The 1252-nt window shown below is 58.9% G+C and carries 1 protein-coding gene and 1 pseudogene; both read left to right on the top strand.

Translation table 11 applies throughout. From position 1 onward, the window contains the following. Positions 1-414 (top strand): annotated as a pseudogene (locus ACXJ5O_RS27390) (nitrate ABC transporter substrate-binding protein); the annotation flags it as partial. Positions 415-467: 53 nt separating this feature from the next. Continuing rightward, a partial coding sequence (locus tag ACXJ5O_RS27385; protein WP_457302658.1) for an ABC transporter substrate-binding protein occupies positions 468-1252 on the top strand: 785 nt, incomplete at its 3' end.

The following is a 1252-nucleotide window of genomic DNA, read 5'->3' as shown; positions in this document are numbered from 1 at the left end:
TTCGAGAACGGAGCGGGGCTTCGTCAATTGTTGCCGGATTTTGCAGCCGCCGAAAAAGCCTATTTCGATGACGTCGGATATGTGCCCGGCATGCACATAATAGCCGTCAAGGCAAAGCTGGTCCATGATCATCCATGGCTAGCCGACGAACTAACCCGCCTTGTCGACGAAAGTCAGCGGCTCTGGACCTCGAAGCGACGCAAATATGCCGAGACGACGCCGTGGATGTTCGACGAACTGCTGCGCTCGGCGCGGGACTTGCCGCCGACGTGGAACGAAAGCGGACTGGACGCGAATTTCAGGATGATCGAGGATTTCGTTACCGAATTGCGTGAACAGGGCATCCTGCAGTCCGAGCTCACGCCTCATTCGCTTTTTCCGTTCGAAGCTACGCGCCGCGCAGGCGCCGCCTGAAACAATTCACAGAGGAGTGTACCGTGAAGAAATCGATCCGCATTCTCACCTCACTGGTGGCGGCTCTGGCCGCAACCGCCGCATGGGCTCAGGACATTCAGAAACAGACTCAAAATGAAGAGTTGCGCGCGCGCCTGCCACAGGACATCCGCGACGCCGGCAAGATGGTCGCCGTCAATAACGGCTCCTTCCCTCCCTATGAAATCGTCACGGGAACTGAACTTACCGGCGCGACCAACGATATCTCGATCGCCATCGGCGAATTGCTCGGGATCACCATCGATCATGCATCCGTGGCCGGCCTTCCGGCCCTGCTCAGCGGCATCAATTCCGGCCGCTACCAGTTCGCTATGGGCCCGGTAGGAGACTATCCCGACCGCCAGAAGGCCAATGACTTCATCGACTGGGCGCGCGAATATGTCGTCTTCGCCGTGGAGAAGGGCAATCCGAAGGGCATCACGTCGCTCGATGCGTCTTGCGGCAAGCGCATCGCAGTGATGGCCGGCGGCTCGGCGGAAAAGGTCATCAAGGAACAATCCGAAAAATGCGTGGCGGCGGGCAATCCGGCTGTTGAGGTCCAGTCCTTCACCGACCAGCCGAGCTCGATCTTGGCCGTTCGGTCGAAACGCTCCGACGGGTTCTTCTCTTCACAGGCTCCCTTGACCTATTTCGTTCAGCAAGCCAACGGTCAGCTCGAGCTGGCCGCCGTCGGCCAGGCCAACGGATTCAAGGACATCTATCAGGGCGCCGTGGTGAAGAAAGACTCACCTCTGGGCGGCGTGCTGCTCGACTCGTTCAAGATCCTGATCAAGAACGGGACCTACGCCCAGATCATGAA

It is taken from the genome of Phyllobacterium sp. P5_D12, assembly GCF_054049495.1.
This window is presented reverse-complemented; position numbering and strand designations above follow the sequence as displayed.